8 protein-coding genes are annotated in these 10,828 nt (G+C 75.3%); 4 read left to right on the forward strand and 4 right to left on the reverse strand.

Annotated elements, in window-relative coordinates; all coding sequences use genetic code 11:
* Positions 1–8: 8 nt before the first annotated feature.
* Both QSK03_RS03690 and QSK03_RS03695 read right to left on the reverse strand, forming a co-directional pair.
* On the reverse strand, positions 9–1,943 hold the full coding sequence (locus QSK03_RS03690; RefSeq protein WP_285648633.1) for a primary-amine oxidase: 1,935 nt from the start codon (positions 1,941–1,943) through the stop codon (positions 9–11).
* A gap of 46 nt (positions 1,944–1,989) precedes the next feature.
* Entirely contained in the window at positions 1,990–3,417 is a 1,428-nt protein-coding gene (locus tag QSK03_RS03695) for an APC family permease (protein ID WP_285648634.1), read from the reverse strand.
* A gap of 282 nt (positions 3,418–3,699) precedes the next feature.
* Between QSK03_RS03695 and QSK03_RS03700 the strand changes: the two genes are divergently transcribed.
* Positions 3,700–5,118: an APC family permease gene (locus tag QSK03_RS03700; protein ID WP_285648635.1), complete on the forward strand. Its 1,419-nt coding sequence runs from the start codon at positions 3,700–3,702 to the stop codon at positions 5,116–5,118.
* Entirely contained in the window at positions 5,115–5,846 is a 732-nt protein-coding gene (locus QSK03_RS03705) for an IclR family transcriptional regulator (RefSeq protein ID WP_285648636.1), read from the forward strand. Before QSK03_RS03700 ends, QSK03_RS03705 begins: the two co-directional genes overlap by 4 nt.
* Before the next feature lie 209 nt (positions 5,847–6,055).
* Here QSK03_RS03705 and QSK03_RS03710 read toward each other — a convergent pair whose 3' ends face one another.
* Both QSK03_RS03710 and QSK03_RS03715 read right to left on the reverse strand, forming a co-directional pair.
* Positions 6,056–7,279: an FAD-dependent monooxygenase gene (locus tag QSK03_RS03710; protein ID WP_285648637.1), complete on the reverse strand. Its 1,224-nt coding sequence runs from the start codon at positions 7,277–7,279 to the stop codon at positions 6,056–6,058.
* Positions 7,276–8,448 (reverse strand): RsbRD N-terminal domain-containing protein, encoded by a 1,173-nt coding sequence (locus QSK03_RS03715; RefSeq protein ID WP_285648638.1) that lies wholly within the window; start codon positions 8,446–8,448, stop codon positions 7,276–7,278. The genes QSK03_RS03710 and QSK03_RS03715 overlap by 4 nt, the downstream gene beginning before the upstream one ends.
* 97 nt (positions 8,449–8,545) lie before the next feature.
* On the opposite strand from QSK03_RS03715, the gene ureA reads away from it, so the two are divergent.
* Together ureA and QSK03_RS03725 are read left to right on the forward strand one after the other, a co-directional pair.
* Positions 8,546–9,136: an urease subunit gamma gene (gene ureA, locus QSK03_RS03720; protein WP_285648639.1), complete on the forward strand. Its 591-nt coding sequence runs from the start codon at positions 8,546–8,548 to the stop codon at positions 9,134–9,136.
* A gap of 5 nt (positions 9,137–9,141) precedes the next feature.
* Entirely contained in the window at positions 9,142–10,821 is a 1,680-nt protein-coding gene (locus QSK03_RS03725; protein ID WP_285648640.1) for an urease subunit alpha, read from the forward strand.
* The last annotated feature ends 7 nt before the right edge of the window (positions 10,822–10,828 follow it).

The following is a 10,828-nucleotide window of genomic DNA, read 5'->3' on the forward strand; positions in this document are numbered from 1 at the left end:
TTCCGTACCTACGAGTGGCAGTGCCCGTTCGACGACGGCGGGACGTCGAGCGTGGGGTTGCGGTCGAAGAACCCGACGGGCATCAGCCGGAAGCCGGCGTAGTCGACGGGCATGATCGGCCAGTCCTCCGGGCGGGGCACGTGCGTCAGCCCGAACGTGTGCCACAGGACGACGTCGGCGCCCCGGCCGCCCTCGTCGAGCGAGCGGTCGGCGGCGGTCCACGTCGGCAGGCCCGCACCGCCGGGGTGCTGGTTGACGTAGTCGCCCGCCGGGTAGCGCTCGTCCGCGTCGTAGGCGGTGACCCAGAGGTGGCGGGTCGCGAAGGCCGCGCGACCGGCCACGACCGACCGCGGGTCGGACAGCAGCGTCGGGCGCCCCTCGGACTGCAGCCCGTACGCGACGGGCCTGCCGTGGCGGTTGGTCGAGTCCGGGTTGACGACCTGCCAGCTCCGCCCGGTCCCCGGGCTCGCCGTGCGGCCGCCCTCGGACTCGCGGGTCAGGCGCGTGCGGGACTCCGCGAACGCGTTGCCCCACGGGTTGCCCTCGCCCATCGGCACGGGGACGGCCTCGACCTCCTCGACGGCGTTGCGGGTGCCGTCGACGGTCATGTCGAGGCGCGCGGAGAACAGGTGCTGGTGGAAGGGCAGGCCGAGCCCCGGCGCCACCTCGGTGGCGTACGGGTGCTCGCCCTCGGGCATGCCCGAGGTGAACGGGATGCCGGTCAGCTTGGCCTCGCACGCGATCGTGCCGTCGAGGTAGAGGTACCAGTAGAAGCCGTAGTCGTAGTTGCCGATGGTGGTGAAGAACGAGACCACCATGCGGCGCTGGCGGCGCGTCTCCTGGGCCTGCGTGAAGATGTCGGTGTGCTTCCACAGCACGCCGTAGTCCTCCTCGTGCAGGCAGATCGCGTTGCTGATCGTCCGCGGTGAGCCGTCGTCGTCGGCCACCACGACGTCCATGTAGGTGATCTCGCCGAGGCAGTCGCAGCCGAGCTCGAGCGAGTTGGCGTAGCGGGCGAACATGTACTCGCCGGCGTCGAAGTAGTTCTGCCAGAACCGCACCGGTGACGGGTCGCCGTAGGGCACGACCATCTCGGCGATCGACGCCCGGTAGACCACCGGGCGGCCGTGGATGCCGATCTGGTGGAGGGTCAGACCCTCGCGCTCGTTGAACCCGACCCGCAGGTCCCAGCCCTCCCAGCGCAACCGGTTGCCCTCGAGGGAGAAGCTGACGCCCTCGGGCTGCGTGATCTCGATGGGCCTCAGGGTCGTGCGCTGGGGCCCGACCTGCTCGGGGTCGTCGAAGTTGCCGGGTTCCTCGGGGACTCCGATGTCGGCGTGGTCGATCACCCGCGTCACCTCGCGGCGGGTGAGGTCGACGTAGGCGACGACGCCGTCGACCGGGTGGGCCCAGGGCGAGTCCTTCTCGTGGTCCTGGCGGAACCCGAGCACGCGCGCCATGCGGTGCCCGACCTCCTCCGGGTAGTACGCGCCGGCCGACAGCGGGACGGCGCGGACCGTGGCCGGGTCGATGCCGCGGCGGCGCAGCGCGTCGCACCACTCGCTCGACGCGAGGACGATCTCCTCCATGATCTCGAACTCGGCGTCGATGATCGGGAGCTGACCGCTGGTGGCCGGGTCCAGCTCGACGGCGGCGTCGACCTCGCCGCGGGTGGCCGAGACGACGACGTCGCGGGACGGCCCGCCGCTCATGTCGAGCAGCAGGACGCGGAAGCGCCGGTCGACGGGGTCGCCGTCGGTGTGCGCGAGCACATCGGCCTTCGCGGGCTCCTCGAGCCCGGCGAAGCAGAAGCGCACCGCGTCGCCGAGCAGCCCGGCCGCGGCGAGCACCTCCCGGACGGCGGCGAACTCGTCGGCGGTGGCCAGGTCGAGCGGATGGGTCGCGGCACCGGTCGCGGTGGCGCGCGGGGCGGTGGCGGTCACGGGGTGATCACTCCTCCTCGAAGGCGATGAAAGGGACGATTCCGGCTCACGTCAGGTCGGGCAAGGGGCGGCGGCGCACCGCGCCCATGACCACGCCGACGAGCGTGACGACGACGAGCACGCCGCAGATCGCGTACGCGAGGCCCGCCGAGCCGCCGAGCAGCGTCGTGAAGTTGCCGAGGGTGAGCACGAGGCAGACCAGCAGGCCGACGAGCCCGAGGGCCGGGGCGATCCGGGTGTTCCAGACGCGGCGGTCGACGCGGTTGCGGGCGAAGAAGACGAGCACCGCGAGGCAGGTCAGGGTCATGAGGCCGAGCACGCCGACGGTCGCCGTGCCGCCCATCCACGCGAAGACCTGGGCGACGGGGTCGAGCCCGGCGACCGCGAAGATCGCGATGAGGACGAACGACAGCGCGGTCTGGGACAGCGACGCGACGTGCGGCGAGCCGTGCCGCTCGTGGGTGCGCGCGCAGGCCGCCGGGAACGCCCGGTGGCCGCCGAGGGCGAACCAGTACCGCGCCGCGACGTTGTGGAACGCGAGGATCGCGGCGAACAGGCTGGTGACGAGCAGGACCGTGACGATGTGCAGCCCGACCGGGCCGAGCCAGTTCTCGAAGGTCCGCAGGAGGAACGTCGCCGGGTCCGCGGCGGCCTGCTCGACCGCGGCCTGGTCGCCCCACGCCGACACGACCGCCCAGCTCGACACGGCGTAGAAGACACCGATGACGGCGAGCGCGACGTAGGTGGCCCGCGGGATCGTGCGGTGGGGGTCGCGGGCCTCGTCGCGGAACACCGCGGTCGACTCGAAGCCGATGAAGCTCGCGATCGCGAACATGATGGCGATGCCGACCGCGCCCGAGCCGATCTGGGCGGGCTGGAGCGCGGCGGTCGACAGGCCCTGCGCGCCGCTGGCGACGACGACCACCACGTCGAGCACCACGACGATCGCGATCTCGGCGATGAGCAGCACGCCCAGCACGCGGCTGGAGAGCTCGATGTGGCGGTAGCCCAGGACGCCGACGATCGCCATGACCACGAACGTCCACACGAACCACGGCAGGCTCGGCCCGCCGAAGCTCGTCACGAGTTCGTCGATCGCCGCGCCGATGTAGCCGTACACGGCGGCCTGGACCGCGGTGTAGGTCGCGAGGGCGAGGAACGCCGTGCCGAGTCCGAGGGGGCGGCCCAGCCCGGCCCGCACGTAGGTGAAGAACGCGCCCGCGTCGGGGACGTGCGGGCTCATCGCGCAGAACCCGACGGCGAAGAGCAGGAGCACCACCGCGCAGAGCACGAACGTCGCGGGGAACGCCGCGCCGTTCCCGGCGCCGACCCCGAGCGGGATCGTCCCGGCGATGACGGTCAGGGGCGCCGCGGCCGCGACGACCATGAAGACGATCGACCCGACCCCGAGCCGTCCCGACAGTCGGGTCGGTGATGCGGGGGCGGACGCGGTGGGTTCGGGGGGCGCGGCCATGGCGACTCCTGAGAGGGACGGAAGAGAAACGGAGGGAGGGGGCCGGGGAAATGTCGCGGGTCACGTTTGCGGAACCGTTCCGGCCGGGTCAACCCCTCGTTGAGCTGGGTGGACCAGGATGAGATCCGGTCTCCCGTGAACAGGCCGAATGCCGCGCACCATTCTCCGAACGGAGAACGGGAACCGTGCTCCGGGTGGTCGAACGAGAATCCGCGGCGACCGATTCTCATTCGGTCCGGCGACGTCTTCGCTCCGGCCGGTCCGCGCTCTACGGTGACCGTCGTGACGAGGATTCCCGGGCTGCGCTCGCGGTCGCCGGTGGCCGGGCTGCGGCGCCGCGCGCTGCGCCCGCTCGGGGTGTTCGCGCAGTCGGTGGCCACCACGGCGCCCGCCGGTGCCATGGCCTCGGTGCCGCTGCTCGTCATCGCCGTCGCCGGCCCCGGCGCGCCGGTGTCGTTCGCGGTGGCGGCGGTCGTCGTCGGGCTCGTGGCGATCTGCATCGCCGTCTTCGCCCGCCGCATGGCCGCGGCCGGCGGTCTCTACAGCTTCACCGCCCAGGGCCTCGGATCCGGCGGCGCGTTCGCCTGCGCGGTGTCGATGGTCGTCAGCTACGGGATGCTCGTCGCGGCCGCGTTCACCGGGGTGTCGTGGTACGGCAGCGCCCTGCTCTCCCGGCTCTGGCCCGCCGCGGGCACCCCCGTCGTGGCGGCCGCGCTCGCCGTCGTGCTCGCCGCCGTCGTCGCCGTGTGCGCGCTGCGGGGCATCCGGCTCGCCGGGCGCGTCATGCTCGTGATCGAGTCGGTGTCGATCGTCGTGATCCTCGCCGTGCTCGTCACGCTGGCGATCACGACGGTGCCCGCGCCCGTGGCCGCGGCGCCGGCTGTACCGGGCGGGGCGCTCGGGATCGCGCTCGGCGTGCTGCCCGCGCTGGCGGCGTTCATCGGTTTCGACAGCGCCACCGCGCTGGGCGTCGAGGCCCGCAGGCCGTTCGCGTCGGTGCCCCGGGCGGTCACCGCCACCGCCGCCGTCACCGCCGTGCTCTACCTCGTCGCGACGCTGGTGCAGCTCGCCGCCCCCGGCGCCGCGGTCGGGGCGACCAGCCCGTCCTCGGGGCAGGCGGGCGGGCTGAGCGGGGCGGCCGTGCTCATGGACCTCGGCATCGTCGCGTCGTTCGGCGCCTGCGCGCTCGCCGCGCTGAACACCCTGGTCCGCGTGCTGTTCTCCCTCGCCCGCGACGGCGTCGCCCCCGCCGTCCTCGGGCGGACCCACCGCCGCTACCTGACGCCGGCGGTCGCGATCGCCATCGCCGTCCCCGTGCTCGCCGTCGTGGCGATCACCGGGGGGCTCGCCGGGGTCGCGCCCGCGGCGGTCTTCAGCGGGCTGCTGTCGGTGGGCACGCTCGCGTTCCTCGTGACCTACGTGCTCGTCTGTCTCGCCGCGCCCCGGTTCCTCGCGCGGATCGGCGAGCTGACCCGCGGGGTCGTGGTGGCCGCGGTGCTCGCCGTCGCCGCCCTCGTCGCCACCCTCGTGGTGGTCCTGCTCAACGCGGGCGCCGCCCTGCTGCTGACCCTCGCCGGTCTCGTGGTCGTGGCCGCCGCGGGATGGTTCGTGCTGCGCCGGCGCCGCCCGGTCGCCCTGCGGACGATGGGCGTCTACGACGAGACGACCACCGCCGACGTCCTCACCGCGGGCTCGGAGTGACGTCTCCGATCAGCGGGCGCCAGCCGCAGGCCGTCCGCAGCGCGCTGCGCATCCTCGAGGAGGTCGCGGCCGCCGGGGTCGGGATCACCGCGAAGGAGATCTCCACGTCGCTGCGCATCCCGCCGGCGACCACCTACCGGCTGCTGAACCTGCTGGTCGCCGAGGAGTACCTCGTCCGCCTGCCCGACCTGGGCGGCTTCGCCCTCGGCCGGCGCAGCGCGAACCTCGCCCCGGCGCCGCTGACGACGCCGACCGCGGCGCGGGCGGTGATGCACCGGCTGCGCGAGCGCGTGCGCTGGGGCGCGCACCTCGTGGCCTTCGACCGCCACCGGCTGCGGTTCCTCGACGCCGACCCCGACCACCCGCCCTCCGACGCCGACGAGATCTCGCGCCACCTGCACGCCACCGGGCTCGGGCGCCTGCTGCTCGCCGAGCACGACGACCTGCCCGACGGCCCGCTGACGCGCCTGACCCCGCGCACCGTCGTCGACCGCGACGAGCTCAAGGAGGCCCTCGCCGAGGTCCGCCGCACCGACCTCGCCCGCCAGTGCGGCGAGTTCCACGCCGCCCTCGGCTGCCTCGCCGTGCCCGTCCGCGCGCCCGGCGACCGCCGCCTCGTCGCCGGCCTCGCCCTCACCGGCCCCGCCGACCGCGTCGCCGCCCCGAACACGGAACTGATCGACCTGCTCCGCGACCACGCGACCGAACTGGGCCCCCTGCTGGCATGACGACGCACACGGGGTGTGCGAGCAATGCGGCTTTGCTGGCGTCTCACACCAGGATCGCCACATCCTCGCCGTCGCGACACGCCGAGAAGGCTCGCGACGTCCGAGGCACCCGGTGTCTCAGCCTGGCGTCCACCGGCGGCACGCAGCGCAGCGGAGCTGCCGCGCCGGAGGCGTGCGGCTGACGCTCACCGTCAGGAAACCCCCCACGATCACGGCGTCCCGGCCGCGATCACCGGCACCGGCGCCGGGACGTCGACGCGGTTGCGCCGCCCCGCCAGGCGCGGGAAGCCCGGGACGCGGGCGAGCGACCGCAGCACCGGGGGTGGCCCGGGGTCGCCGGCGTCGATCCGCGCCGCCGCCGCGCGCTCCGTCCGCACCTGCGCCTGCTGCTCGCGCTCGACCGCCGGTCGGCGCGCGACCTCGAGGCCCGCGGCCGCGTCGTCGAGCTGCGCCGGATCGGGCGGGGTGCGCCGCAGCGGGCCGACCAGGCGGTTGGCGAGATCGGCGGCGTCGGCGATCGCGAGGTTGATCCCGTTGCCGCCGACCGGCGAGACGACGTGCGCGGCGTCCCCGAGCAGCACCAGACCGGGCGAGGTCCAGCGCTCCACCGTCGTGATCCGCACCGGCAGCAACGTCAGGTCGGAGACGTCGCCGAGGTCGTCGAGCCGGCCCGCCAGCCACGGCAGCACCCCCACCGCCGCGTCGCGCAGCGCGCCCACCCCCCGACGGCGGACGTCCGCCAGCGATCCCGCGCGGATCGTCCACCCGAGCTGCCAGTCGTCGCCCTGGTCGAGCAGGGCGACGCTGCCGGTCGGCGTCCCGAACAGGTCGAGCCCCGAGTACGACGGGTCGTCGGCGCGCCGGGGGAAGGCGTGCCAGAGGATGTCGAGGCTCGCGCCCAGCTCGGTGGCCGCGATCCCCGACGCCGCCCGGACCTTGGAGTTCCGCCCGTCGGCGCCGACGACCAGCGCGGCGTCGAGCTCGTGGCGGTCGGCGTCCACCGTGTACTCGACCCCGCACACGCGCCCCGCGGCGTCGTGCCGCAGCGCCGAGAACCGCGACCCCATCAGCACCGTCGCCCCGTGCGCCCGCGCACGGTCGGCCAGCCACGGCAGGAACTCCGCCTGCGGGATCAGCGCGTAGAACGGGAAGCGCCTGCTCGCGCCGCGGTAGTCGACGAGGGTCCAGGTGCGCGTCGCGGTGTGCCAGCGGAACGCATCGGAGCGCGTGTGCGGCACCTCGTCGAGCAACGGACGGGCGAGGCCGAGCGTGTCGAGGTACTCGAGGACCCCCGGCGCGAGCGTGTCGCCGCGGAACCGCCGCGCGAAGTCGTGCCGCGACTCCAGCAGCGTCACGCGCGCCCCGCCGCGCGCGAGCAGGTAGGTCAGCAGGACCCCGCCGGGACCGCCCCCGACGACCACGACATCGTTCACTCCTCCATCGTATCTCTCGATGATGGAGATATCTCGCGGCAGGCGAGTGCGAGGAGCAGCGCCGCGGCGTCGGCCGGGGCGGTGACGTCGCGCCCGGTGAGCGCGGCGACCCGCCGCAGGCGGTTCAGCACGGTGTTCCGGTGGCAGAACAGCGCCGCGGCGGTCTCCGCGACCGACCCGTCCTCGGCGAAGCGCCGCACCGTCGCGACCAGGCGCTCGCGCTCGGGCGGCGACACCCCGTCCAGCCCGTGCAGCTCCGCGGCGACGAGGTCGCCCCCGACGTCGCCGAGACGCGCCGCCGCGAGCGGGAGCCAGACCGAGGCCAGGGTCCGCGGCGCGGACGGCCCGCCGACGGCGACGTCCGCGATCTCGCCCGCCAGCCGGGCGCGGCGCGGCACGTCGGCGAGCCCGCGGGCCGTCGGCGCCACCCCGCACCGCACCCCGTCCAGCGCCGCCCGCACCGGGGCGCCCTCCGGCCCGTCCCAGCGCGCGAGCAGCACGCTGTGACGGCCCGTCGGGTGCACGTGGACCGGACGGCCGTCGGCGCCCAGCCGGTCCGCGGCGCGCCGCAGCACGGCGGCGTCGGGGCCGGTGGCCGCGGCGACGAGGACGTCGTCGCCGGGGTCCATCGCCATCGCGATCGCGGCCCGGGTCACGTCCTCGGGGGCGGGACTGTCGGCGGCGAGGAGCGCAGCGACCAGCGCCGTGCGCTCGTCCGCGCGCTCGCGGGCCAGCACCGCCTCCTCCTCCTGGTAGCCGCGCCGGACCCGGGTCGTGTAGTCCTCGACGACGGCCCAGACGGTCTGCACGCCCTCGACGAGCAGCGCCGCCTCGTCCGCCGTGGCCCGCGCCCGCAGCGCCTCCCACAGCACCCCGAAGTCCTGGCGGACGGCGGTGAGCAGGTCGTCGAGCGGGACGCCGCGCCGCGCCCGGTCGCGGCCGATCGCCGGGCCGATGTCGCGCAGCCGCGCGGCCGTCGGCCGGCCCGCGAGCTCGGCGAGGAGGAAGGCGAACGTCGCGTCGGCGTCCGCCTCGAGCCGGTCGTCCGGCACCAGCCCCCGCGCGTAGGCCGGCACCGCGCGGACCCGGGCGGTGAACGCCGTCCGCAGCGCGTCGGCGTCGTCGCGCACGCGCTCGACGAGATCGCGCCAGCGCCCGTCGTTGTGCATCTGCCCAACCTAGGGCGCCCAGGACGCGGCGGACACGCCTTCCGGGTGGCTCGTCCGACCAGGCACCCTCGGGCACTCGCCACCAGTGGAGGCCGCCGTGCACCTCACCCCGCGGGAGCAGGAGAGGGTGCTGCTGCACAGCGCGGCCGAGCTCGCCCGCCGCCGCCTGGCCCGCGGCGCCCGGCTCGGGGCCCCGGAGGCGATCGCGCTGGTGTGCGACGAGATCTGCGAGCTCGCGTGGGACGGCCACGACCTCGACGACGTGGTGCGCCGCGCCCGGGAGGTCGTCGCGCCGGACCGGCTGGTCGACGGCGTCGCCGCCGCGGTGCCGTCGGTGCAGGTCGAGGCGCTCTTCCCGCACGGCACCACGCTCGTCCACGTCGACCGGCCGTTCGGCCCGCCGGCCCCCGACGGGCCGGGTGCCGTCCGTCCCGCCGCGGGCGGGATCGACCTCGCCCCGGGACGTGCCCGCAGCGAGGTCGTCCTGCGCAACGACGGCGAGCAGGCGGTCTGGGTGAGCTCGCACGTGCCGCTCGACCGGCTCAACCGCAGCCTGCGCGTCGACGTCTCCGACGGCACCGATCCCGGCCGCCTGCGCCTCGACATCGCCGCCGGGACGGCCCTGCGGATCGAGGTCGGCGCGGCGCGGACCGCCACGGCCGTCCACCTCGGAGGGGCCTCACCGTGACGACGATGGACCGCGCCGGGTACGCGCGTCTCTACGGCCCGACCACCGGCGACCGCGTCCGCCTCGGCGACACCGACCTGTGGGTGGAGGTCGAGGCCGACGACACCGAGCCCGGCGAGGAGATGCTCGGCGGCTGCGGCAAGACCGCCCGCCAGGGCGCGCTGGTCGCCGACCGGGCGCCCCGCGACAGCGCCCTCGACCTCGTCGTGCTCGGCGTCCTGCTGATCGACCCGGTCCTCGGGGTCCGCAAGACGTCGATCGGTGTCAAGGACGGCCGCGTCGTCGGCGTCGGCCGCGCCGGCAACCCGGACGTCCAGGACGGCGTCGAGCTCGTCGTCGACGCCCACACCGCGATGATCCCCGGCGAGGGTCTGATCGCGACGCCCGGCGCCGTCGACTCCCACGTCCACCTCTCCAACGCCGACCTCGCGCCCGCCGCCCTCTCGGCCGGGGTGACGACGATCGTCGGGATGGGCATCGGCGGGGTCTGGGACGTCGGCGCCAACCCCGCGCCCAACCTCCACACGCTGATGGCCTCGTGGACCGGCGCCCCGGTCAACGCGGCGTTCCTCGCCCGCGGCTCGTCGGGGTCGGCGGACCTCCTGGAGCGGGCGGTGCTCGCCGGCGCCGGCGGCTTCAAGGTCCACGAGGACTGGGGCGCCGGCCCCGACGCCGTCGACACCTGCCTGGGCGTCGCCGAGCAGGCCGACCTCCCCGTCGCCCTGCACACCGACACCCTCAACGAGTCGGGCTACCTCGACGACACCCTCCACGCCGTCGGCGGACGGACCGTGCACGCGTACCACGTCGAGGGCGGCGGCGGGCATCCCGACCTGCTGCGCATCGTCGGCTCCCCGTCGGTCCTGACGTCCTCGACGACGCCGACGCTCCCTCTCACGACGGCCACCGTCCGCGAGCTGGGACCGATGACGATGACCGTGCACCGCGCGCACCCCGACGTCCCCAGCGACCGCGACATCGCCGCGAGCCGCATCCGCGAGCACGCGATCGCCGCGGAGAACCGGCTGCACGACGAGGGCGCCATCGCGATCGTCAACTCCGACGCCCTCGGCATGGGCCGCATCGGCGAGACCGTGCGCCGCACCTGGCAGCTCGCCCACGTGCAGGCCCACCTCGCCGGCGAGACCGGCCCGGACGTCGCCAACAACGCGCGGGTGCTGCGCTACCTCGCCAAGCTCACGCACAACCCGGCGGTCGCGCACGGGCTGGCCGGGCACGTGGGCAGGGTCGCGGCCGGGCGGATCGCGGACCTCGTGCTGTGGTTGCCCGCCTGGTTCGGCGCGGCGCCCGAGCTCGTGATCAAGTCGGGCTTCGTCGCCTGGGGCGCGGCGGGCTCCGGGTCCGGGTCGACGCGGCTCGGCCAGCCCCGGCGGCTGCGCGGCTTCCACGGGGCCCGCGGGGGCGCGCCCGCCCGGCTGTCCCACCAGTTCGTCGCCGCCGCGTGCCTCGACGACCCCGCCGCCCGCGCCGCGCTGCCCGTCGGGCCGCGCTACACACCGGTGGCGGGCAGCCGGGGTCTCGGCGCCGCCGACATGCTGCACAACACCGCGACACCGCGGGTGGAGATCCCCGGCGAGCCGACCCCGGTGCGGATCGACGGCCGCGAGGTGCCGCTGCACCGCGCCGTGGACCTGCCGCTGACCCGGCTGCACCACCTGGCCTGAGGATGAG

It is taken from the genome of Actinomycetospora sp. NBRC 106375 (assembly GCF_030269665.1).
Taxonomy (GTDB): Bacteria; Actinomycetota; Actinomycetes; order Mycobacteriales; family Pseudonocardiaceae; genus Actinomycetospora.